Raw genomic sequence first — 22,539 nt, 5'->3', positions numbered from 1 at the left:
TGAGAAAAGGCTGATGATTTTCTGGTTATTTTAGGAATTATTTGTATTGTTTTTTTAAATGGATTGAATGAACGAGAAGGTGGGGGGTTGGCATCTTTTCTTTTTTCAAGATGGATGATGCCTCATCCATCTTCTAACTTAAAATTCTGTTGATTTTTGCTTTCGATATTTGTGGTCAATGACTGCCCATAAATAAAAGGCTACAGAGACAATAAGCGCATAAGCAAAATATTCAGGTCTTAAATTTCCTTGTATTAAGCCTTGAATAAGTAGTGTCAGCATGAGAGCAATAGTGGTGCTTGTATAGGTCACCATGTTCTTATTTGCCTTCAGAGCGTTAATGAAGAATTGCTTTTTGAAATGTACTGATAACATCTCCACCCCTCCGTGTTGTTGTTTCGCCAAAACCCATGATTTTGGTCAGGTTTGAACTACTGTTGTACTTCGAAACTAGAAGTATTTCAATAGCAAATGTCATTATTTTGTCATAAAACTATGTTAGATCATCGTATAAGAATAATCATTTTATTCATATACTAAATATTATGAATCTAAAGGTGTTGACTGGTGAGTAAAATGGTCGATGCATAATATCTATGTATGAATAAGCAATATATATACCAACACGGGTATATCGGCTTTATGACACGAAACCGCCTAGCTTACAGTCTGAATCGGGCTTAATCATGGAGTTTGTGTACGGTGTATTTTGCAGAAAGTATTTGTATTTTAACTATTATTATATTTTGTAGCCAAAGGGCTGGCTTTTTTTCTCATCATGAAAATAAAACTTTATTTAAAAGTTCAATGACTTAGGATTATTGCGCTGTAGTAGGACAAATAAATGTCAGTTTGGGTAAAACTCGACAATTATTGGTCACAGGTAAAATCGTCATTCGGGTAAAACTCCGATTTTAGACAGGTCAAAAAAGGTTATTTTTTAACTTTGTCAATTACAGCAGCAATAATCAGCACAATCGTAGAAGGGATCAGCCATGCTAAATTTTGTTGAGCAAGCGGTAGATTGGCAATAAAGCTTGGAAGTGCATCTTCGAAACCAGCCACTTTTAAACCATCAAAAATACCGAAAATAAACGCACATGCGGTAACAGGCGCAATAACTCGTGATGGTGAAATAAACCATTTAGAGCAGAAGCTAAGTAGGATAACTGCAATCGCAGGTGGATAAATCGCACTTAGAACAGGCACTGAAACTGCAATGAGTTTGGTTAAACCTAAGTTTGAAATCAGCAGTGAGAAACCAACTAAAATGAACACAAAAACTTTGTATGGAATTTTAGTCAATTCTGAGAAATATTCAGCACATGCGCAGGTCAAGCCAATCGCGGTAACCATACATGCAACAAAGATCATTGCAGATAGGAAATAAGCGCCCATATCACCAAATGCATGTTGTACATATGCATGCAGGATCACTGCACCATTTGTTGCATTTGGAGCAATATCATGGCTGCCCATACCGAGTTTGAACAAGCTGATATAAACCAGTGTAAGTCCAATACCTGAAATAATACTGGCAATGACAGCATACTTGGTGACGAGCTTACTATCCGTTACACCACGTGAAGTAATGGCTTTTACGATCACGATACCAAAAACTAAAGCACCTAAAGTATCCATGGTTAAATAACCATTGACCACACCTTCAGAAACTGGTGCAGCCACGTAGTTACCAATTGCAGGCGGAATTACACCAGCAGGGATAAAGAACGCAGAGATACCCAGTACAATGAGACCTAAGATCTTGAGCGGTGAAAGGAAATAACCCACAGTATCCAAAATTTTGTTTGGATAAAGTGAAACAATGGTCACTAATGCAAAATAAATCACGCTATAAAACAGCAGACTGTTTGCGCTGTTACCAAAATAAGAAGAGAAACCAATTTCATAAGAAACGGTAGCTGTACGAGGTGTTGCAAATAAAGGTCCAACAGCTAAGTAACACGCGACAGTAAGGATAATGCTGGCTGCTTTACCCAGAGGTGAACTTAAAACTTGAATAGAACCTTCTACACGCGACAAAGCAATAATCGTGATGACAGGTAGGCCAACTGCGGTGATTAAGAAACCAAATGCAGCTAACCAAACATGTTCACCCGCTTGCTGTGCGACAATTGGTGGGAAAATAATGTTACCTGCACCAATAAACAGTGCAAAGGTCATAAAACCTAAGGCAACAATATCCCGTGTACGAAGACTTGTCATAAAGGGGAGATGAACTGTGAAAAAAGGCAATTTTAGTGCAATTAAGCTCGTTTTTGGAGCAAAATTTATAAATCGTATAGATAGTTTTTATAATACGAATCATGAATATATTGACAGATAAAATAATGTTTTATTTATATTTATGATAAATAAAAGAAATTTATTGTATATAAAATTTTTATAGGAATAAGTTTAGCGATTAAGATTTATCAGATATAAATCAATTGTTCTAATTTTCAGCACTAAATAGGATGCTATAAGCCGAATAAATGCAGAAATATTGGCTGAATAAAACAAAAAAAATCTAAAAGGTCTATAATTCGGTGTATTCAAATTTGAGGATATTCAGATGAAAGCTTCCAAAATCACGATTAAAACCGAGCAAGATATTGAAAAATTACGCATTTCAGGTCGTTTAGCTGCTCAGGTTTTAGAGATGATCGGGGAGTATGTCAAGCCGGGCGTGACCACTGAATATCTAGACGATATCTGTAATGATTTTATCGTCAACACACTTAAAGTGATTCCTGCCAACGTTGGCTACTATGGCTATACCAAAACCACCTGTATTTCACCGAATGAAGTGGTTTGTCATGGTATTCCTTCGAAAGAAACTGTATTGAAAGATGGTGACATTATCAATATTGATGTTGCCATCATTAAAGATGGTTATTTTGGTGATACCAGTCGTATGTACTATGTGGGTGAGGTTTCGCCTGCGGCTAAAAAGTTAGTGGAAACTACCTACGAAGCCATGGTTGCAGGGATTCATGCAGTTAAACCGGGAGCAACTTTGGGGGATGTAGGCTATGCCATTCAACAAGTTGCTCATCGTGAAGGCTACAGCATAGTACGTGAATACTGTGGTCACGGAATTGGTAAGGTTTATCATGAGCAACCGAGCGTTTTACACTATGGTCAACCGGGTCAAGGTGTGATTCTGAAAAAAGGCATGGTCTTTACCATTGAACCGATGATTAACAGCGGTAAAGCGCGAACTAAAGAGTTAAAAGATGGCTGGACAGTGATTACTGCAGACCGCTCTTTATCTGCACAGTGGGAACATATGGTGGTTGTAACCGATAGTGGTTTTGAGTTGCTATCTCCATGGCCAGAAGGTACAGGTACATATCCTGCAATCTAAGCTAAATCGCGAATTTAATCCTGAATCTGCTGTATCTAAAGGATTGAAGTTAAATTAAATTGTACAAGTGTATATTTTTTGACTTTAGTCTAATAAGTTGTAGTGTGTATGAGCGTTATAGGTTTTAAGACTAAGAGGTTTTCTCTATAGCTTAATTTATAAGGTTTTGCTTATAACTCTGAAAATCAGTTAGAGCTATTAACGATTTAATAAAGATGTATTTTATTTATATAATATGATTACAGATTCTGCTGTAGTTTCTTAGTTTTTAAGTTTTCGCTTACCCATCACATGGGTAAGCTTTTTTTTGCCTAAAATTTAGCGTGTTCATGTTGGCTGAGTTTTTCAACTAAATAATCAATGAAAACACGTACAGCCGGTAATAAGCCACGACGAGATGGATATACAGCATGGAAAATACCATGTGCAGCTTTCCATTCAGGTAATACATGAACCAAAGCACCTGATTTCACATGATCGGACACAATACTGTCGGGTAATAACACCACGCCACAATCTTGGCAGGCTAGTGCAGCTAACATCGATAGGTCAGAGCCCATTACCGTTGGGTTAACTTTGATTTTTTTCTGATGATGCTGTGCATCGGTCACAATAATATGTTGATCGAGATGCTCATCCGCCATACTTAAAATTTGATGCTGTGATAAATCTTCGGGCTGTTTGAGTTCACCAAATTTATTTAGATAGGTCTGACTGGCAAATAAGTGCTGCTCAATCGTTTCAAATTTACGAATAACTAAGTTCGGGTCATCGTCTAGATTTGAACGGACACGTAGCGCGAGATCGAAGCCTTCATTTATGATATCTACGCGGCGATTGGTCACCATCATTTGCACTTTGATTTCTGGATATTGCTTTAAAAATTCAGGCAATATTTTGGTCATTTCATTTTGCGCGATGGAAACAGGTAAGCTGACTTTAATTAAGCCGCGCGGCTGTGTACTTAGATGATCAACCAAATCGTGTGCGGCTTGAGCGGCATTCATCATGACTTGTGCATGACGATAGATGTTCATACCAATATCTGTAACAGCAAAATGCCGTGAGCTACGTTGAATCAGGCGGACACCTAAACGTTCTTCTAAGTTATAGACCCGACGACTCAGTTTTGATTTTGGAATATCTGTTGCACGTTCGGCTGCACTAAAACCACCATGTTCGACCACTTGGGCAAAACAATAAAAATCATCTAGATCACTCAGCACTGTTCTTATTCCATATTTGCAACGATTTTGCTAATTAACTTGAATTGTTTCATGAAGTCAATCACGTTTTGTAGTTTTTCATGTGAGAAGATTGAGCAAAATTGCCAAGACTAAAGTCGGGTTAACCTTGTAATCGTTTCACATTAGCATGACCAAACAATAAATGTGGTGTATACATCTTTTAAATAACCGAATTTGAAGGATGTGATTTGAGTGTCGTCCTGATATATTCAAATAAAAGACCATTATGAAAGAAATTCGACATTAAAGGACAATGTCATGGAATTAAGACATTTACGTTACTTTGTCGCCGTTGTAGAAGAACAGAGTTTTACGAAGGCTGCTGAAAAGCTATTTATTGCTCAACCTCCTCTAAGTCGTCAAATTCAAAATTTAGAAGAAGAGTTGGGGGCACAGCTTTTTGAGCGTGGCAGCCGTCCTTTAAGAACCACCACCATTGGCCGTTTTTTTTATCAGCAAGCTGTGAAATTACTTTCCAATGCAGAAGAAATTAAGCTCATTACGCAGCGGGCCAGTGCCACTGAACGTACTATTAATATTGGGTATGGCGGTTCCTTACTCTGTGGTTTATTACCTCGAATTGTTTATTTGTTCCGTCAGCAATATCCACACTTAAATGTAAATTTAATTGAACTGAGTGCAGTTGATCAGATTCAGGCATTAAAAGAAGGTCGGGTTGATGCATGTTTTAGCCGAGTTCGTGTGTCGGATCAGGCGGTTAAACGTGTGCTATTGCGTGAAGAGCCGCTAATTGTTGCGGTGCATTCGAGCCATCCTTTATCTTCACAACAACAGATTGCATTAAATAATCTCAAAGATGAGCAGATTTTTATCTATCCAGCAACGGATGGTCAAAGTTATGCAACGCTGATCAAGTCTTTGTTTTTAGAATACGGTATGGAGCCGAAACGCTTTAACACTCAAGCTGATTTGCAGCAATCACTAGGCATGGTTGCCGCAGGTGAAGGCATTTGTATTGTTCCTGAATCTGTACAAATTATGCAGTTTAGGCATGTGAATTATGTGAAATTATCGGATAGTGCGGCCATTAGCCAAATTTACTTGATCGTGCGGAACGATGATGAAGGGGAATTGGCACGTCCTTTATTTGACTGTGTTTATCAAGTATATGATTTAGAAGCAATTGAATACGATCGTCGGGTTTTCTAGTGCTTATTTTAAAAAGTAATAATAACGTTAAATTTGAAATTCAATTTTGAAGCAAACGTTTAAGTAACACCTTTCTGCATAAAACATAGGCTCATTCTTGAAAGTATTGAGCCTATTTTTTTATTCAGTCTTATTAGACCGCTTGTTTTAAAAACTTGGTGACTTCACGGCTAAATTTGACCGGTTCACTGAGCAATGGCGTGTGCCCCGATTTCTTAAAAATGATTTGCTCTGCATTGGTTAGGCTGTCAGCAATAATTTTTTGACCTTGGGCAGGATAGAGGATCGATTTTGCACCTGTGAAAAAAGTTGTTGGTGCGGTGAGTGCTGCAATGGCTTCACGATAATCTTCAGTATGGTTCAAATAGTTTTGAATATACCAATATAAATAGGTCACACTTTGTGAGGGTAACATCAGCTTCTGTAAAGTTGGTTGTTGGTATGCAAAACGGAAAGCGGATAAAGCATAAGGATTGCTATTTTGTAAGTCTATGAATCTTAACCAAGCGTCGACCAGACCTTGACGGTCATGTTTATTCATCTGCTGTGCAAATGGCACGGAGAGGTTGGTTGAAAGTACCTTCGAGATGTCTTCTAAAATACTTAAAAACTCATTGTGGCGTTTGCCATATAAACCATATTGCCAATCTGCATCTACTCGTATTTTAGGGGTTTGATCGATGTGTAAATAGCGTTTAATTTTTTCAGCAAACTGACCGTATTTTAAACCGTGCATGGTGGTCGTTGCCCCCATGGAGTAGGCAATCACCGTGATTTTATCGTAACCAAGCTGGGAAACTAAGCTGTCAATATCTCGCCAATGGCTTGAAATGGTGTCCGTATTTGGAATTTGACAATGTTTAGAGCCGCCAAATCCACGCCAGTCTGGAATGATAAATTTAAAATGCTTTCGGTGTTGATATAGAAAAGGGTGCCATTGCCAACTTTGCATGCCCAGTCCAGATAAAACCAGGATGGGTTCTCCTTGACCATATTCACGAACATACAGTTGTTGTTGATCTGGCATTGTATAGTGTGGCATGCGGCTTCCTATTTATTTTTTGTTTTAGCGATTAAATTTATGCAACTGTGGAATGATGGTTTCAAGCCATTTGATCCAACCGATTTCCAAATCTATCCCAAGCTGTAAAATCATTTTATGAATGTACAAAGTACGGTCTTCATCATGCGCATGTGCAAAGTCTTTTGCAAAAATAGACTGGTACACTTTTAGTTTTTCTTTGTGAATTTCTAGGTGACGTTCTAATTCGGGTAATACGCCGTTTGTGCCCAGTTGAGCTTCAGCACGTAAACGAACCATTAACTCTTCACGTAACTGAGCCGGAGGGCTTTGCTCAACCATCCAATTGGCTAATTCAACACGTCCAAGCTGTTCAACTTGGTAGGTTTTTTTACGGGTTGTACTGTGGTCATCTTCAATGGTGCTGATCCAGCCTTTTTGCTGCATACCACTGAGTTCACGGTAGATTTGCTGATGTGTCGCATTCCAAAAAAAGCCCATAGAGCGGTCAAAACGGCGTGCAAGGTCAATTCCTGTACTAGGTTTTTCAAGTAAGCTCGTGAGTAAAACATGGGCTAAAGACATATATGGCTCAGTCAAAATAGTTTTGTACTTTTTATTATGCAACATGTTGCATAAAAATCAAATCTCGCATATAAATTAGTGCAACAAGTTGCAAAAATCTTGTATGCGTAGATGGAAATAGAAAGCTCGTATACAAGCGAAGATAAAAATAGCCAGCTTTTCAGCACGCTAAGGAGAAAAAATGTCAAATTATCCAAATTTATTGGCACCACTAGATTTAGGTTTTACAACGCTAAAGAACCGTGTATTGATGGGTTCTATGCATATCGGCCTTGAAGAAGCACCGGGTGGCTATGAACGCATGGCAGCTTTTTACGCTGAGCGTGCGAAAGGTGGTGTAGGTCTGATTGTAACTGGTGGTATTTCTCCCAATGATGATGGTGTGACATTTGCTGGTGGCTCAAAATTAGATTCTTTAGAAGAAGCAGAAAAACATAAAGTGATTACGCAGGCGGTACATGATGCTGGCGGTAAAATTGCGATGCAGATTTTGCATACAGGTCGCTACTCGTATCAAGCCAATAATGTTGCACCTTCATCAATTCAAGCACCAATTAACCCAGTAAAACCGCAAGCTTTAAGCACAGCAGACGTCGAACGCACGATCAATGATTTTGCCAAATGTGCTCAGTTAGCACAGACAGCGGGTTATGACGGTGTAGAAGTCATGGGGTCAGAAGGTTATTTAATTAATGAGTTTATTGCTGCACGTACCAACCACCGTGATGATGAATGGGGTGGCAGTTATGAAAACCGGATTCGTTTTCCAATCGAGATCGTGCGTCGTACGCGTGAATTAGTCGGTGAAAATTTTATTATTATTTACCGTCTTTCTATGCTGGATTTGGTTGAAGGTGGTTCGACTTTCGAAGAAGTTGTACAACTTGCAAAAGCCATTGAAAAAGCTGGTGCAACCATTATCAATACCGGTATTGGCTGGCACGAAGCACGTATTCCGACCATTGCAACCAAAGTGCCACGTGCTGCATTTACATGGGTGACCAAGAAATTAAAAGGTCTTGTGAATGTTCCTTTAATCACCTCAAACCGTATCAATACTCCTGAAATGGCTGAGCACGTACTTGCTTCGGGTGATGCAGATATGGTGTCCATGGCACGTCCAATGCTGGCTGACCCACGTTTTGTGGAAAAAGCAGAACAAGGTCGTAGTGATGAAATTAATACCTGTATCGGTTGTAACCAAGCCTGCCTAGATCATATTTTCTCGATGAAAATTGCAACATGTTTGGTTAACCCTCAAGCTTGCTATGAAACTGAACTGATTTTTAAAGAATCTGCACAGGTGAAAAATATTGCTGTGATTGGTGCGGGACCTGCAGGTTTAAGCTTTGCAACTTATGCTGCAGAGCGTGGTCATAACATAACTATTTTTGAAGCATCGAGCCAAATTGGTGGACAGTTTAATATTGCGAAAACGATTCCTGGTAAAGAAGAGTTTTATGAAACGCTGCGTTATTTCAAACGTAAAATAGAACTATTGCCTCAGATTAAATTGGTATTGAACCATACAGCAACGTATGAAGAATTAGCTCAGTCTGATTTTGATGACATCGTGGTGGCGACGGGTGTAACACCGCGTCAGTTAGATATAGATGGTATTGATCATCCAAAAGTATTGAGCTATTTACAGGTATTACGTGAACGTCAACCTGTTGGCAAACGTGTAGCAATCATTGGTGCAGGCGGTATTGGTTTCGATACGGCTGAATATTTAACGCATGAAGGTGAAAGCGGTAGCCTCAATCCTGAGAAATTTTATGATGAATGGGGTATTGATACCACTTATGCGCAAGTCGGTGGCTTGAAACATCCAGACGTCGAAGAATCGCCGCGTGAAGTGTATTTATTGCAACGTAAGGCTAAATCGGTTGGTGCTGGCTTAGGTAAAACCACGGGTTGGATTCACCGTACAGGTTTGAAACACCGCGATGTGAAAATGATTGCGGGTGCAAGCTACGACAAAATTGATGATCAAGGTTTGCATATTACCGTTGATGGTCAATCACGTATTTTAGATGTTGATCATGTGGTGATTTGTGCAGGTCAGGAATCCTATACCGCGATGTATGAACAGCTACAAGCAGATGGGAAAAATGTGCATTTGATTGGTGGTGCGAAAGAAGCAGGTGAGTTAGATGCTAAACGTGCCATTCGTCAAGGTGCAGATTTGGCTGCGGTGATTTAATCAGCCTCATACTAAACCACGACAACTTCATTCAATTTAATATGCAGTTGTCGTGCTTCCTCTCCATTTGGGAGAGGAGTTTGAGGAAAGGGAAATGATTCATCAAAAAAAAGGACATAAACATGACTATTGAAACAACAAAAAAATCTGTTGCACGTTGGCACGAAATGCTTAACACACGGGATATGAATATTTTAAATGAACTCTTGGCAGAAGATGTGGTGTTTCGTTCACCTGTCGCGTTTAACCCATATCCAGGTAAGCCTGTAGTAACTTTTATTTTGACCAATGTGATTCAAATTTTTGAAAATTTTACCTATCACCGTGAGTTCTATACAGAAGATGGCTTGAACGTAGTTCTTGAGTTTTCTGCCAATGTTGGCGAGAAAAAGTTAAAAGGGATCGACATGATTCAGTTTAATGAACAAGGTCAGATGATTGATTTTGAAGTCATGCTTCGTCCAAAAAGTGGCTTAGAAGCATTGGCTGCAAAAATGGGTGAGCGCATTATGCAATATCAGCCTTAAATCTGCTGATTTTAAATGCTCATCACAGAATGATAAAAAGCATGATGGATATTGTCATGCTTTTTGCTTTTGAGGCTTAAGCAAACAAATATTGCTAGCGAGATATGGTTTTGTAGATACGTTTTTTTTAATGGGCATTGTTAGTCAAAGTGAAAAGATTGGAATAATTTGCTGTGGTGCGAAGCGAGGTGAAGGTAAGGTCAATGAATAATGTGATTCATAAAGGGCGTCAGGCTCTTTTAAATTTTGTAGATAATGCTATCGGTGCAGAATTACCACAGCTTTATTATCATCCTGAAGGGCAAATGAAACATGTGCTGCCGAAGTTAAAGCAACTACATGAAAAATATCGCCCTACGCCTTGGCTGTCGAATACCCACGCACATTTACTATATTTTGATGTCATTAAAAAGCGTCAAGTGAAGCTTAAATATGATGCTATAGAGCAGCTAACCATGGCTGATGGTGGAATCACAGCCATTGCATGGTTGGGCTTAGATTTACCTGCGGATGTGCCAACTGTGGTACTCATGCATACGATTACGGGAACGCCTGAAAGTATGCGAGAAGTGGTTCGGGATCTTCATCTATATACAGGTTGGCGCATTGCACTGTGTTTAAGACGCGGTCATGCCAATTTACCTATGCCAGTTGCCAAAATAAATTTATTTGGCTCAACAGATGACTTACGTGAACAGATTGCCTGTATTCAGCAGAAATTTCCCGAATCGAGTTTGTATGGCGTCGGTTCATCTGCCGGAACGGGGCTATTGGTCCGCTATTTAGGAGAGCAAGGTGAGGAAACACCACTTAAAGCGGCTTTTGCTTTATGTCCGGGCTATGATACTGAGCTTGGCTTTAAAAATGTACATCCTTTTTACAGTAAAATGATGACCAAGAAGCTCTTTCAGAAATTTGTAGAACCCTATTCTGCAACATGGTCAACAACACCATCTTTAATAGAAGTCCTAAAAAGTAAAGATCTGGCGCAGTTTGAGCGTGCTTATTTCCAAATGGCTGGTTTTGCCGATTATGAAAGTTATGCAAAATCTACCAATCCAATTTATGTATTTGAAAATCTTAAAATTCCATTGATGATTTTAAATGCCGAAGATGACCCTGTTTGCCACATTCAAAACTTTGAACCCTATAAAGAATTAATCCGTTCTTTGCCGAATGTTGTGGTGGTAACCACCAAAAAAGGCAGTCACTGTGGTTATTATGAAGGTTTAGTGGAAACCCATTCATGGGCAACCAAATTGATGGCAGATTTTTTAAAGTTATATGCGAACTAAAAAATAGCCTACTTTGGGTAGGCTATTTTAAGTGTGTGTTACTCAGCTTGTGCGCAACATGCAGATGTTTGAGGTTTAAGCTTCATCTGTATCAATACTAAAATCAACGCTATAGCGCTCAGTGTAGCGCCTGCATAAGACACTGCAGCATAGCTTAGGTTGAGATTTAGCACTGCGGCACCTGCAACAGCGCCCAAAGCATTTCCAAGATTAAATGCACCAATATTCACTGAAGAAGCGAGGCCTGGTGCATCGTGAGCTACTGTCATAACATGCATTTGTAAAGGTGGTACGACGGCAAAGGCTGCTGCTCCCCAGATGATTAATGCAATCGCCGCGCCAATGGTGGTTGTTGCTAAAATTGGAAATAACAGCATCATCAGCATGAGTAAGACTAAAAAGCCAATCAAGGTTTTATCTAAGGATTGATCTGCGAACTTACCACCGAAATGGTTACCAATTGAAAATCCGATCCCGATTAAGACCAACATGAAAGTGATAAGTTCGGGGCTTGCATGAGTAAAGACTTTTAAGCTTGGTGCGATATAGGTATAGAGCGAGAACATAGCTCCAGCACTCATGACCGTGGTGAGCAGTGCTAAAACAACAGGCATGCGTGTTAATACTTTTAACTCTGCTCGTACATCCGGTTTTTCGGTCTGTTGCTGATGGGGCAGTGCTTTCCATAATGCCAACATGGTGATGATGCCAAGTAAGGTGATGGCCGCAAAAGACATACGCCAACCGATATTTTGCCCCACCCATGTTGCGAGTGGCACGCCGCCAATATTGGCAATGGTCAAGCCCATAAACATCATAGCAACGGCACTGGCTTGTTTATCTTTTGGAACAACACTTGCTGCGACGACAGAGCCTAAGCCAAAAAAGCGCCGTGGTTCAAACTCGTCACTAAACGCGCAGCCATTAAACCTAAATAATCTGGCGCAACTGTGGCAAGCAGATTGCCAAGGGTGAAAATTGTCATTAATAACATGAGTGATGTACGTTTTGGAAAACGTGCTAACCATAAGGTCATCAATGGGGCACCAATCATGACGCCAACGGCATAGGCACTAATCAGTAAGCCCGCTTGAGGAATAGATACCGATAAATCTGCTGCGATTTCAGGCAAAAAACCCATCGGTGAAAATTCTGTTGTGCCAATTGCAAAAGCACCTACGGCTAATGCAATTAATGGAAAATTGAATTTCATATTAAATATCCCACACTGGAGCAAGTTCAGGTGGGTTCACTTCACGCGCATTTCTGTCTAGTGTGGTAATGGCCTGCATCTGTTCTGGTGTTAAATGAATCTCTTGAGCTTTTAAATTACTGATTAAATGTTCACGTTTGGTTGATGATGGAATCACGGCATAACCTTTTTGCAGTGCCCATGCGAGTGCAATTTGGGCCGAAGTGACTTGGTGTTCGGCCGCAATATTTAACAGGGTTGGGTCTTGCAAAACTTTGCCATAAGCCAAGGTCATATAGGATGTGGCATCTATATTGTTCGTTTGCAGATAATTGACCAATTTTTGATTTTGCAAATATGGACTAAGTTCAATTTGATTGGTTGCAATATTTTCTAGCCCGATGTGATCAATGGCTTGTTGAGTGAGCTCAATATTAAAATTAGATACACCAATATGTTCAGTCAAACCTTGTTTTTTTGCTTCAAGTAAATGTCCCATTAATTCAGGAATATCGACTCCTAGAGCAGGTGCTGGCCAATGAATAAGTGTGAGGTTAACTGCATCAGTCCTCAATTTAATTAAACTGTCTTTTAGACTGGGTATTAGTTTGTCGGCAGCATAATTTTCAGTCCAAATTTTCGTGGTTAAGAAAATATCAGCTCGATTGACCTGACTTTCATGGAGTGCTTGGCCTACTTCTGCTTCATTAGCGTAAATTTGTGCGGTGTCTACAGCACGATATCCTACCTCTAAGGCTGTTTTAACTGAATGAATGACAGTTTCACCTGCCAAACGGAAGGTACCGACACCAAATTGGGGAACAATCATCAGGAATTCTCTTTTTTGAATTGATGCTATTGTGCTGCTAATTTTAATGAAGAAAAATGCATGAATTTGGAATATATTATTGATTAAAAATCACGAATCGAATAAGCAATGAAATCGACAATTGAGGAGCTGCAGGCTTTTACTGTTATTGTAGATAGCGGCTCTATTATTAAAGCAGCAGAAAGACTGGATCAAACAGCATCTGGTGTAAGCCGCGCATTACAGCGTCTGGAATCTAAATTAAATGTAACCCTGTTGGAACGAACAACCCGCAAAATTAAGCTGACGCAGGAGGGGCAATTATTTTTAGCTAAAACACGGCGGATATTGAATGATTTGAGCGAAGCGGAAGATTCCCTGCTGAAATTAGATGCAGATATATCGGGTTTGGTGCGAGTCGATTCTGCGATTTCGTTTATTCTGCATATGATCGTTCCCTTGATTCCAGAATTTAATGCGCGTTATCCGCATATACAGATTGAATTGGTGAATCATGATCAAGTGATTGACTTATTAGAGCATAAAGCGGATGTCGCAATTCGCTTTGGGAAATTAAACGACTCCAGTTTGCATGCAAAACTCATCTATAAGAGTCGACTGTGTTTGGTGGCGAGTCCTGAATATCTTAAGCAGCATGGACGTCCGCAAAATGCTGATGAGCTAACCGCACATGCTTTACTTGGATTTAGTCAAATTACCCATATGAATACTTGGCCGATCCAAGTCGCAGGGAAGCCTTTGACAATCCGACCAAACATTAAGGCATCAAATGGTGAAACGTTACGCGAGCTTGCGATTCATGGGATGGGCATCGCTTGTCTTTCGATTTTTATGTTAGAAAAAGATATTGCAGAAGGGCGATTGGTACAACTTTTAGACGATCAAATTGAGCCACATGAACAGCTTATTCATGCTGTCTATTATCAACAAGAGCATTTACCGAAACGTGTTCGTTTATTTATTGAATATTTAGCTGAAAAATTACAAGAATAGTTGTGAGAAAAACTGTGCATCGTTTTGTGCAGCTTTTTATATACATATAAACAATAAAAAACCCGACAATTGCCGGGTTTTTTTGATCATTGGTTTGATAAAACTTCGATCTTAGTTCTCTAAAGCAGGTGTTGCAGCAGCAATGGCAGCAGCCACGGCGTCATCTTCAGACTGAGCAGAACCTGAGTTTTGTTTAGGTTGAGCAGCTTGTGCAGGTTTTTCTGCAGCTTTAGGCGCTTCTGCTTTTGGAGCAGGAGCTTCTGCAGGAGGAGTAGGTTCACGACGAATTTCAGTTGTTGTATTCGGTGTCTCTTCACGAATCACTTCAACTTGCTGTTGAGTCGTTTCTTCAACAACTGGTTGTTCTTCAACTGGTTCTAATTGTGTAGGTACAGATGCTGTTGGTTCAGATGTTGCAACTTCAACCTGTTCCTGTTCTTCTTCTTTTGGTGCTTCTTTTTTTACACATGCTGTAAGAAGTAGACCTGTTGCGATTGCACCGCAGATTAAAAGTTTCTTATTCATAATTACACAAAACAAAAAAGTGTGGATTGGATAAATGCATTATAACAGTAAATAAGAATATAGAAATGATAAGAACTTACTCTAAATTTTTATGATAATTGCTGTTACAATAGCCAATTGTTAATTGTTCTATGAATTGATGCGTAATGACTTTGCTTTCTTGGTACAGAGTAAAGTAAAATCGCACAACATTGTAGGCCAATTTAGGCTCCATTGTACGAGAAACTTAATGACCCATTTTATTTTCGTTACTGGTGGTGTTGTATCATCACTAGGTAAAGGTATTTCAGCTGCATCAGTGGCTGCGCTTTTAGAAGCCCGTGGTTTAAAAGTAACCATGGTAAAAATGGATCCATACATTAATGTCGATCCAGGGACTATGAGTCCATTCCAACACGGTGAAGTTTTTGTCACAGAGGATGGTGCTGAAACTGACTTAGACTTGGGTTATTACGAACGTTTCTTGCGTCGTGCGAAAATGACCAAACTGAACAACTTTACTTCAGGACGAGTGTACCAAGATGTCTTGAATAAAGAACGTCGTGGTGACTACCTCGGTGGTACAGTTCAAGTTATTCCACATATTACTGACAATATTAAAGAACGTGTTCTTCGCGCAGGTGAAGGCTATGACGTTGCGATCGTTGAGATCGGCGGTACAGTAGGTGACATTGAATCTCTCCCATTCATGGAATCTGTACGTCAACTTATGGTCGAACTCGGTCATAAGCGCACAATGTTAATGCACTTAACTTTACTCCCATACATTAAGTCAGCTGCTGAATTAAAAACCAAACCAACTCAACACTCTGTAAAAGAGCTTTTATCGATTGGTATTCAACCAGACATCCTGATCTGCCGTACAGAGCATGATGTTGATGCTGATACTACACGTAAAATCGCGTTATTTACGAACGTTGAAGCACGTGCAGTTGTGGTATGTAAAGATGCGCGTTCAATTTACCAAATTCCACGTACTTTCTATGAACAAAACGTTGACGATTTAATTTGTGAACGTTTTGGTTATAACGATCTTCCAGAAGCTGATCTTACAGACTGGGATAACGTTGTAGATGCATTACTGAACCCTGAATACACAGTTCGTGTAGCGATGGTTGGTAAATACGTTGAACTTCCAGATGCATACAAATCTGTAAACGAAGCACTTTTACATGCGGGTATTCAAAACCGTGTGAAAGTTCAAATCGACTACGTCAATGCAGAAGAACTTGAAAGCCAAGATGTAAACGACGTATTAAAAGACGCGGATGCAATCTTAGTTCCAGGTGGTTTTGGTGAACGTGGTACAGAAGGCAAAATGAAAGCGATTCGTTTTGCACGTGAAAACGGTGTACCGTTCCTCGGCATCTGTTTAGGTATGCAGTTGGCTGTGATCGAATATGCGCGCAACGTTGCGGGTATTAGCGATGCAACTTCAACTGAATTTAACCGTTCTACAAAATCACCATTGATTGGTCTAATCACTGAATGGTTAGATGAGCGCGGCGAAGTTCAACAACGTAATGCAGATTCTGACTTAGGCGGCACAATGCGTCTGGGTGCTCAAAAATCTGAATTGGTTGCGGGAACAAAAACTGCACAAGTGTACGGTTCTGAAGAGATCGTTGAACGTCATCGTCACCGTTATGAAATGAACAACCGTTATATCCCAGTGCTTGAAGAAAAAGGCATGAAGATTTCAGGTTATTCTCCGGTACAACGTCTCGTTGAAACTGTTGAAATTCCTGCACATCCTTGGTTTGTTGCGGTACAATTCCACCCAGAATTTACCAGCTCACCACGTGATGGTCACCCATTATTTGCTGGCTTTATTGATGCTGCTAAAAAACAGTATCAAAAAACCAAGTAATGGCATTGTAGGACTAAACTAGGAAGTTTAAATGTCACAATTAAAACCACAAGAAATTGTACGTTTAGGCGATATACAAATGGCAAATCATTTGCCATTTGTACTATTCGGCGGCATGAACGTACTTGAGTCAAAAGACCTTGCTTTTGAAATTGCTGAAACCTATGTGGATATCTGCAAACGCTTGGATATTCCATATGTGTTTAAAGCAAGTTTTGATAAAGCCAATCGTTCAAGCTTGAACTCTTTCCGTGGCCCAGGCCTGGAAAAAGGAATCGAGTGGTTAGCTGACATTAAAAAACACTTTAATGTGCCGATTATTACTGACGTACATGAACCATACCAAGCTGCGCCTGTTGCTGAAGTTGCGGATATTATCCAGCTTCCTGCATTTTTAAGCCGTCAGACTGACCTTGTTGAAGCGATGGCGAAAACTGATGCCATCATTAACATCAAAAAAGCACAGTTCCTCGCACCACACGAAATGCGTCATATTCTGCATAAGTGTTTGGAAGCAGGGAATGACAAACTGATTCTTTGTGAACGTGGTTCAGCATTTGGTTACAACAACTTAGTTGTCGATATGTTGGGCTTTGACATCATGAAAGAAATGAATGTCCCTGTGTTCTTTGATGTGACACATGCGCTTCAAACGCCGGGTGGTCGTGCGGATTCTGCGGGTGGTCGTCGTGCGCAAATCACGACACTGGCACGAGCAGGTATGGCGACTGGTTTAGCAGGTTTGTTCTTAGAAGCTCATCCAGATCCAGAAAATGCCAAATGTGACGGTCCATGTGCGCTACGCATGTCACAGTTGGAGCCTTTCTTGGCACAGTTAAAAGAACTCGATACCTTGGTTAAAGGTTTCGCAAAGTTAGACACACACTAATTCGATACACATTGATGCGTCACTTTTGACGCATCATTTTTATTAATCAACTGAGGAATTGTTCATGAGCCAAATCGTTGACATTCGTGCACGTGAAATTTTGGACTCTCGTGGTAACCCTACCATCGAAGCAGACGTAATCTTAGCCTCTGGCGTTGTAGGCCGTGCATGTGCACCATCTGGTGCTTCAACTGGTTCTCGTGAAGCTTTAGAACTTCGTGACGGCGACAAAGCTCGTTACTTAGGTAAAGGCGTTAAAACTGCGGTTAACAACGTTAACACAGTAATTCGTGATGCATTGTTGGGTAAATCAGTATTCGAACAAAAAGACATTGATAACACAATGATCGCGCTTGACGGTACTGAAAACAAAGAAAAATTAGGTGCGAACGCAACTTTAGCGGTTTCTTTAGCTGCTGCACGCGCTGCTGCTGATGAAAAGAAAATCCCACTTTTCCAATACATCGCAGACCTTCGTAATAACAGCATTTTGACTATGCCTGTTCCAATGATGAACATCCTAAATGGTGGTTCACATGCAGACAACAATGTAGACATTCAAGAATTTATGATTGAGCCAGTTGGCTTCACTTCATTCTCTGAAGCTTTACGCGCTGGTGCTGAAATTTTCCATTCTTTAAAATCAGTTTTAAAGAAACAAGGTCTAAATACTGCAGTTGGTGATGAAGGTGGTTTTGCACCGAACCTTCGTTCTAACGAAGAAGCAATTACAGTAATTCTTGAAGCAATTGAAAAAACTGGCTACAAAGCTGGTTCTGACATTATGCTTGCGCTTGACTGTGCATCTTCAGAATTCTACAAAGATGGTCAATACATCCTTGCAGGTGAAGGCAATAAAGCATTCACAAGCAACCAATTTGCTGACTACCTTGCTGGTTTTGCAAAACAATACCCAATCATCTCAATTGAAGATGGTTTGGATGAGTCTGATTGGGAAGGTTGGTCTTACCTCACTTCAATCCTTGGCGACAAAATCCAATTGGTTGGTGATGACCTATTCGTTACGAATCCTAAAATTCTTCAACGTGGTATCAATGAAAAAGTGGGTAACTCGATTCTGATCAAGTACAACCAAATCGGTACGTTGACTGAAACTCTAGATGCAATCTACCTTGCAAAAGCAAATGGTTACACTACAGTGATTTCACACCGTTCTGGTGAAACTGAAGATTCAACTATTGCGGATCTTGCAGTGGGTACAGCAGCGGGTCAAATCAAAACTGGTTCACTTTGCCGTTCTGACCGTGTAGCGAAATATAACCAATTACTTCGTATTGAAGAATTGACTAATGCTGCATATCGCGGTAAAGCTGAGTTCAAAGGTTTGAACTAAGCAGATCATGCTATCTATGTTAAATGTATTTGACTCCAAAGCGAGTAAAGCATTGTTGGGCCTTGCGATCTTTTTGATCGCAGGGTTTCAATATTTATACTGGTTCGGTGAAGGTGGTTATCATCAACATCAACAACTGAGTCAGAAAATACAACAACAAGTCGAACTCAATGACGAATTAAAAGAACGAAATCGCGTACTTGCCGCTGAAGTATACGATTTAAAAAATGGCGTTGAAGCTATTGAAGAGCATGCTCGTCTAGATTTAGGTTTAATTAAACCGCATGAGACTTTCGTACAGATGAGTACGATCAGTACTCAGTACAAACCAATTTATATTGATCCAAACGCAAAAGTAGACCTACGTACCAATGAGTCAGAACCAGCCGAACTTCCACCAGAACCTTAAATTGTGGGCCATTATTCCTGCTGCTGGTTCAGGAAGTCGATTTTCTAAAACTGAACTAAAACAATATCAAAACATTGCGGGTCTAACTGTGCTTGAACACACAGTTGCACGTCTCAACCAATTGCCGTTGACAGGCTATGTGTTGGCTATAGGTGAGCAAGATAATGTTGCTCAGACCTTGGCACTCACTAATCAAGAGAAGGCTCATTTTTGTTTAGGCGGTGCAGAGCGTGTGCATTCTGTACTCAATGCATTGCAATATCTATCTTCGATTGCCAATGATGATGATTGGGTGTTCGTTCATGATGCAGCACGACCATGTGTCTCACAGTTGAGTCTAGAAGATTTAGTTCAATCGGCAGTCGATTCGGAGCAAAGTGCGATTCTCGCCATTCCCGTACGCGATACCTTAAAACGAGTTGAAACGGCACCACTTATATCAACAACGGTAGATCGTTCAACTTTATGGCAAGCGCAGACACCACAAATTGCCAAATTGGGTGTACTTAAAAATGCCATTGAACAAGCGCTTGCCGCTGGTGCGACCATCACAGATGAAGCAAGTGCCTTAGAATTTGTCGGTGAGCATGTCAATGTCGTGCAGGGTCGTTCGGACAATATTAAAATTACCTATCCAGATGACTTGGAATTGGCACGTTTAATTTTAGCGTCTCAAGTTAATAGATGATTATTTCAAGGAATATTTAAGGGACAGTGATTTTTACTGTCGCTTTAATCTATAATTCCCGCATCCTTTTTAGATCTGTTTCGCAATGATCCCTTCTCAACAGTATCGTTTTTTACGGCAGTCATTACGCGATGGCCGCAGTATAAAACACGATTCTTCTCGATGGGCTAAACTTCATTTAGACCCGTGGTTACTTTGCTTCTTGGTACTCAATGCAATATTGGGGCTGATGGTTGTCTATAGTGCGACCGCGGAAGATTCGGGAATGGTACTACGTCAAGCCACAAGTTTTGGTGTAGGCTTTATTGTGATGTTGATCTGCGCGCAAATTCCACCCAAAGTTTACCAATCTATGAGTCCGTACTTATATGCCATCGGTATATTTTTACTGTTGTTGGTTTTGGTTATTGGTGAAAAAAGGATGGGGGCGAAACGCTGGATTAGCTTACCGGGTATCGGCAGTATGCAGCCGAGTGAGTTTATGAAATTTGCCATGCCACTCATGATGGCGTGGTATTTTGCGCGAAAACCTTTTCCACCGAAATTTTTACAAATTGTCGGGGCATTAATTTTATTATTGATTCCATTTGCATTGGTCGCTTTACAGCCTGACTTGAATATCGGTTTGATTATTCCGGGTATTTTTGTTTTATTTTTAAGTGGAATGTCTTGGCGTTTAATTGCAGCTGCTTTAACAGCCTTTGCGATTGCAGCACCTGTACTCTGGATGTTCTTTTTTCAGGAATATCAGAAAAAACGTGTACTGACGTTATTTGACCCTGAGTCTGACGCACTTGGTGCAGGTTGGAATATTATTCAGTCTAAAATTGCCATTGGTTCAGGCGGTTTAATGGGTAAGGGGTATACCGAAGGGACACAGTCGCATTTGGGTTATCTGCCAGAGCATCATACTGACTTTATTATGTCGACCTATGCTGAAGAGTTTGGCTTTATTGGTGTATTTCTTTTATTTAGTTTATTTACAGCAATTATTGTTCGCTGTTTGATTATTGGACTAAATTGCTTCCATAATTTTGGACGACTCTATGCAGGGGCGATAGGATTAACTTTCTTCTTTTTTGTATTTTTAAACTCGGGTATGGTCAGTGGGATTTTACCGGTAACAGGTGATCCACTACCGTTGATGAGTTATGGTGGTACAGCCGTAATTGCGATGCTCGCAGGAATGGGAATTGTGATGTCGATTCATACGCATCGCTAAGCATTAATGTAAACGGAATAATCAAGCCGGACCAATGTCCGGCTTTTTTTATGCGCTGGACGTACGGGAAAATGCTGTAGCAGAATGTATTGAGCAGTCCGTCAGAACGTAAATCAATGTTTCTGTGCAGATGATTGGCAGGTCGAATGCCTTGGTTGTAGTTGTTTAAGCTATGGCGGACTGGCCGGCCAGCGCTCATAAGCGCCCGCAAGTATAATCTGTCAGTATCTGGGCAGGCGCCGGCTAAGCGGATAAAAACAGCCGGCTTCATGCCGGCTTTGGGTTTAGTTGAATAGCTGATTGATTTTTCTGGCTATTTCTTTGTTGTAAATTCGATAGTCGCTGATGGCATAGGGGCTGAACAGGGCATATTTGCAGCTGGTGCTGGAACCATTTTTGGCGGCAGCGGTGCGGCAGTTCAAGATGGAAAAGACCTTCGCGTCAGCCGATTTAAGCTCAAATGAGCTTAAGTAAATTTTTTCATTGGCAATATCCTGAGTAGTAACGGTATAGCCATTTTTTACTAGCACATTGCTGAGGCTGGAAATCGTGCGTTTGCTGCTGACTGTCAGCGCATCTTCATAGCCGAAGGTTTTAATCAGGGTTGCAGTGTTCAGCTGCTCGGCATTTTTAAATAATTCCGGCGCTGCGTTTTTGATAAAGAAGCCGAAGTCTTCTGTGCTGATATCGGCCGTAATAGGCTTGAAGGTCATGCGTACGCCATCACTCAGCCTGTCGTATGCGACGCGCATCTGTATATCTGCGCAGGAACTGGAGTCGTTGGCGCTGCGGCGGTGATCAGCGCTGACCGTATTGCAGACTTTTATTTTAACCCGGTCTTGCGCCAGGCGCCGGAATTGCGCGTCATAAATATGATGCACACTCCAGTAACGGTCTTGTTTTAACTGGTTAAAGAACGGGGCATTGCTGATCAGCCCTTTGTTTAAATCCAATTCATTATAAGCCGAGAGCGGTACTGTCAGGGAAAAACTGTTCAGTTCTGGATTGAGCTGGATATGCTGGGTTTTAGGCCCGAAGCCGCCTAGCACATTTTGATAGAGGCTGCCGCGTTCCCCTGTGACTTGGCAGCCGGATAGCCCGGCTGCTGCGGCAAGAAACAATAATGTTTTTTGCATATTTTGATTTT

Annotated in this window: 20 protein-coding genes and 1 pseudogene; 12 read left to right on the top strand and 9 right to left on the bottom strand. The window is 40.6% G+C overall.

Annotation, left to right across the window (positions count from 1 at the left end; translation table 11 throughout):
- Window positions 1–138: 138 nt before the first annotated feature.
- Together FTT94_RS06190 and brnQ are read right to left on the bottom strand one after the other, a co-directional pair.
- A complete protein-coding gene (locus FTT94_RS06190) occupies window positions 139–375 on the bottom strand; it encodes a hypothetical protein (protein ID WP_078188534.1) in 237 nt (78 codons plus the stop codon).
- 558 nt (window positions 376–933) lie between these two features.
- Window positions 934–2,226 carry a branched-chain amino acid transport system II carrier protein gene (brnQ, locus tag FTT94_RS06185; protein ID WP_168378637.1) on the bottom strand — a complete coding sequence of 431 codons (1,293 nt, stop codon included), beginning with the start codon at window positions 2,224–2,226 and terminating at the stop codon, window positions 934–936.
- A gap of 349 nt (window positions 2,227–2,575) precedes the next feature.
- On the opposite strand from brnQ, the gene map reads away from it, so the two are divergent.
- Entirely contained in the window at window positions 2,576–3,370 is a 795-nt protein-coding gene (gene map / locus FTT94_RS06180) for a type I methionyl aminopeptidase (RefSeq protein WP_168378636.1), read from the top strand.
- 311 nt (window positions 3,371–3,681) lie between these two features.
- Here map and FTT94_RS06175 read toward each other — a convergent pair whose 3' ends face one another.
- On the bottom strand, window positions 3,682–4,596 hold the full coding sequence (locus FTT94_RS06175; RefSeq protein ID WP_180170425.1) for a LysR substrate-binding domain-containing protein: 915 nt from the start codon (window positions 4,594–4,596) through the stop codon (window positions 3,682–3,684).
- A gap of 279 nt (window positions 4,597–4,875) precedes the next feature.
- On the opposite strand from FTT94_RS06175, the gene FTT94_RS06170 reads away from it, so the two are divergent.
- On the top strand, window positions 4,876–5,787 hold the full coding sequence (locus tag FTT94_RS06170; protein WP_078188530.1) for a LysR family transcriptional regulator: 912 nt from the start codon (window positions 4,876–4,878) through the stop codon (window positions 5,785–5,787).
- 133 nt (window positions 5,788–5,920) lie between these two features.
- Here the strand turns inward: FTT94_RS06170 and FTT94_RS06165 are convergent, their stop codons facing one another.
- Both FTT94_RS06165 and FTT94_RS06160 read right to left on the bottom strand, forming a co-directional pair.
- Entirely contained in the window at window positions 5,921–6,829 is a 909-nt protein-coding gene (locus FTT94_RS06165) for an alpha/beta fold hydrolase (RefSeq protein WP_180170424.1), read from the bottom strand.
- 24 nt (window positions 6,830–6,853) lie between these two features.
- The gene (locus FTT94_RS06160; protein WP_180005106.1) at window positions 6,854–7,393 is read right to left on the bottom strand and encodes a PadR family transcriptional regulator; all 540 of its coding nucleotides are present in this window, start codon (window positions 7,391–7,393) and stop codon (window positions 6,854–6,856) included.
- A gap of 181 nt (window positions 7,394–7,574) precedes the next feature.
- Here FTT94_RS06160 and FTT94_RS06155 point away from each other — a divergent pair, with 181 nt between their 5' ends.
- From FTT94_RS06155 to FTT94_RS06145, 3 genes are all read left to right on the top strand, one after another.
- Window positions 7,575–9,599 carry an NADPH-dependent 2,4-dienoyl-CoA reductase gene (locus FTT94_RS06155; RefSeq protein WP_180035779.1) on the top strand — a complete coding sequence of 675 codons (2,025 nt, stop codon included), beginning with the start codon at window positions 7,575–7,577 and terminating at the stop codon, window positions 9,597–9,599.
- Between the two features lie 122 nt (window positions 9,600–9,721).
- Window positions 9,722–10,126, top strand: coding sequence for a nuclear transport factor 2 family protein (locus tag FTT94_RS06150; protein WP_180026266.1), 405 nt, complete (start codon window positions 9,722–9,724; stop codon window positions 10,124–10,126).
- A gap of 203 nt (window positions 10,127–10,329) precedes the next feature.
- The gene (locus FTT94_RS06145; protein ID WP_180170423.1) at window positions 10,330–11,421 is read left to right on the top strand and encodes a YheT family hydrolase; all 1,092 of its coding nucleotides are present in this window, start codon (window positions 10,330–10,332) and stop codon (window positions 11,419–11,421) included.
- 38 nt (window positions 11,422–11,459) lie between these two features.
- Here the strand turns inward: FTT94_RS06145 and FTT94_RS06140 are convergent.
- Window positions 11,460–12,634: pseudogene (locus tag FTT94_RS06140) on the bottom strand (MFS transporter).
- A 1-nt stretch (window position 12,635) separates the two neighbouring features.
- Entirely contained in the window at window positions 12,636–13,442 is an 807-nt protein-coding gene (gene dkgB / locus FTT94_RS06135; RefSeq protein ID WP_218955611.1) for a 2,5-didehydrogluconate reductase DkgB, read from the bottom strand.
- A gap of 108 nt (window positions 13,443–13,550) precedes the next feature.
- On the opposite strand from dkgB, the gene FTT94_RS06130 reads away from it, so the two are divergent.
- The gene (locus FTT94_RS06130; RefSeq protein ID WP_180162636.1) at window positions 13,551–14,435 is read left to right on the top strand and encodes a LysR family transcriptional regulator; all 885 of its coding nucleotides are present in this window, start codon (window positions 13,551–13,553) and stop codon (window positions 14,433–14,435) included.
- 111 nt (window positions 14,436–14,546) lie between these two features.
- Here FTT94_RS06130 and FTT94_RS06125 read toward each other — a convergent pair whose 3' ends face one another.
- Window positions 14,547–14,960, bottom strand: a complete 414-nt coding sequence (locus FTT94_RS06125) for an internalin (protein ID WP_168378628.1) — start codon at window positions 14,958–14,960, stop codon at window positions 14,547–14,549.
- 229 nt (window positions 14,961–15,189) lie between these two features.
- Here FTT94_RS06125 and FTT94_RS06120 point away from each other — a divergent pair, with 229 nt between their 5' ends.
- From FTT94_RS06120 to rodA, 6 genes are all read left to right on the top strand, one after another.
- Complete coding sequence (locus tag FTT94_RS06120) at window positions 15,190–16,830, top strand: CTP synthase (RefSeq protein WP_180022127.1); 1,641 nt, start codon at window positions 15,190–15,192, stop codon at window positions 16,828–16,830.
- Window positions 16,831–16,861: 31 nt separating this feature from the next.
- Window positions 16,862–17,719: a 3-deoxy-8-phosphooctulonate synthase gene (kdsA, locus tag FTT94_RS06115; RefSeq protein WP_078188522.1), complete on the top strand. Its 858-nt coding sequence runs from the start codon at window positions 16,862–16,864 to the stop codon at window positions 17,717–17,719.
- A gap of 64 nt (window positions 17,720–17,783) precedes the next feature.
- The gene (gene eno, locus FTT94_RS06110) at window positions 17,784–19,073 is read left to right on the top strand and encodes a phosphopyruvate hydratase (protein ID WP_078188521.1); all 1,290 of its coding nucleotides are present in this window, start codon (window positions 17,784–17,786) and stop codon (window positions 19,071–19,073) included.
- Window positions 19,074–19,089: 16 nt separating this feature from the next.
- Complete coding sequence (locus FTT94_RS06105) at window positions 19,090–19,482, top strand: septum formation initiator family protein (protein WP_078188520.1); 393 nt, start codon at window positions 19,090–19,092, stop codon at window positions 19,480–19,482.
- Window positions 19,445–20,170: a 2-C-methyl-D-erythritol 4-phosphate cytidylyltransferase gene (gene ispD / locus FTT94_RS06100; RefSeq protein ID WP_180170422.1), complete on the top strand. Its 726-nt coding sequence runs from the start codon at window positions 19,445–19,447 to the stop codon at window positions 20,168–20,170. The genes FTT94_RS06105 and ispD overlap by 38 nt, the downstream gene beginning before the upstream one ends.
- Before the next feature lie 85 nt (window positions 20,171–20,255).
- Entirely contained in the window at window positions 20,256–21,392 is a 1,137-nt protein-coding gene (gene rodA / locus FTT94_RS06095) for a rod shape-determining protein RodA (protein ID WP_180170421.1), read from the top strand.
- A 284-nt stretch (window positions 21,393–21,676) separates the two neighbouring features.
- Here rodA and FTT94_RS06090 read toward each other — a convergent pair whose 3' ends face one another.
- Window positions 21,677–22,528, bottom strand: a complete 852-nt coding sequence (locus tag FTT94_RS06090; protein WP_180022129.1) for a hypothetical protein — start codon at window positions 22,526–22,528, stop codon at window positions 21,677–21,679.
- Window positions 22,529–22,539: the final 11 nt, after the last annotated feature.

The sequence above is a fragment of the Acinetobacter sp. YH12027 genome (genome assembly GCF_013420085.1).
GTDB classification, from domain to species: Bacteria; Pseudomonadota; Gammaproteobacteria; order Pseudomonadales; family Moraxellaceae; genus Acinetobacter; species Acinetobacter amyesii.
Note: the sequence above shows the minus strand (reverse complement) of the source record. Positions and strands in the feature narration are given on the sequence as shown.

Coding starts and splice junctions, on each gene's coding strand:
- FTT94_RS06190 (WP_078188534.1), bottom strand. CDS start 375: ATGTTATCAGTACATTTCAAAAAGCAATTCTTCATTAACGCTCTGAAG.
- brnQ (WP_168378637.1), bottom strand. CDS start 2,226: ATGACAAGTCTTCGTACACGGGATATTGTTGCCTTAGGTTTTATGACC.
- map (WP_168378636.1), top strand. CDS start 2,576: ATGAAAGCTTCCAAAATCACGATTAAAACCGAGCAAGATATTGAAAAA.
- FTT94_RS06170 (WP_078188530.1), top strand. CDS start 4,876: ATGGAATTAAGACATTTACGTTACTTTGTCGCCGTTGTAGAAGAACAG.
- FTT94_RS06165 (WP_180170424.1), bottom strand. CDS start 6,829: ATGCCACACTATACAATGCCAGATCAACAACAACTGTATGTTCGTGAA.
- FTT94_RS06160 (WP_180005106.1), bottom strand. CDS start 7,393: ATGTCTTTAGCCCATGTTTTACTCACGAGCTTACTTGAAAAACCTAGT.
- FTT94_RS06155 (WP_180035779.1), top strand. CDS start 7,575: ATGTCAAATTATCCAAATTTATTGGCACCACTAGATTTAGGTTTTACA.
- FTT94_RS06150 (WP_180026266.1), top strand. CDS start 9,722: ATGACTATTGAAACAACAAAAAAATCTGTTGCACGTTGGCACGAAATG.
- FTT94_RS06145 (WP_180170423.1), top strand. CDS start 10,330: ATGAATAATGTGATTCATAAAGGGCGTCAGGCTCTTTTAAATTTTGTA.
- dkgB (WP_218955611.1), bottom strand. CDS start 13,442: ATGATTGTTCCCCAATTTGGTGTCGGTACCTTCCGTTTGGCAGGTGAA.
- FTT94_RS06130 (WP_180162636.1), top strand. CDS start 13,551: ATGAAATCGACAATTGAGGAGCTGCAGGCTTTTACTGTTATTGTAGAT.
- FTT94_RS06125 (WP_168378628.1), bottom strand. CDS start 14,960: ATGAATAAGAAACTTTTAATCTGCGGTGCAATCGCAACAGGTCTACTT.
- FTT94_RS06120 (WP_180022127.1), top strand. CDS start 15,190: ATGACCCATTTTATTTTCGTTACTGGTGGTGTTGTATCATCACTAGGT.
- kdsA (WP_078188522.1), top strand. CDS start 16,862: ATGTCACAATTAAAACCACAAGAAATTGTACGTTTAGGCGATATACAA.
- eno (WP_078188521.1), top strand. CDS start 17,784: ATGAGCCAAATCGTTGACATTCGTGCACGTGAAATTTTGGACTCTCGT.
- FTT94_RS06105 (WP_078188520.1), top strand. CDS start 19,090: ATGTTAAATGTATTTGACTCCAAAGCGAGTAAAGCATTGTTGGGCCTT.
- ispD (WP_180170422.1), top strand. CDS start 19,445: ATGAGTCAGAACCAGCCGAACTTCCACCAGAACCTTAAATTGTGGGCC.
- rodA (WP_180170421.1), top strand. CDS start 20,256: ATGATCCCTTCTCAACAGTATCGTTTTTTACGGCAGTCATTACGCGAT.
- FTT94_RS06090 (WP_180022129.1), bottom strand. CDS start 22,528: ATGCAAAAAACATTATTGTTTCTTGCCGCAGCAGCCGGGCTATCCGGC.